Source organism: Cobetia sp. SIMBA_158, from assembly GCF_046566945.1.
Lineage (GTDB): Bacteria > Pseudomonadota > Gammaproteobacteria > Pseudomonadales > Halomonadaceae > Cobetia > Cobetia amphilecti.
On the sequence record NZ_JAWJYL010001214.1, the window covers coordinates 1 to 230 of the forward strand.

The following is a 230-nucleotide window of genomic DNA, read 5'->3' on the forward strand; positions in this document are numbered from 1 at the left end:
TGGCCTTTGGCCAATTTCCATTTCTAATTTGACGGTCATAATAGGCTGTATTCCGAATCAGACCAAGAATTAGTGATGCAGCATGCGCTGCCAGCTCTTCTACACAGAACCCAGGCATATATAATGCAACTGTATCAGCTTTTGTTGCAGCTGATAGATTAATAGAATTAACACCTATACCAAACCTTTGAATAATTTTCAGGTTGGGCAGTGCTGATAAAACTTTTTTT

At 38.7% G+C, this 230-nt stretch carries 1 pseudogene; it reads right to left on the bottom strand.

What is annotated here, in order from left to right:
- Positions 1-230, bottom strand: a pseudogene (locus R2R70_RS23585) (hypothetical protein); the annotation flags it as partial.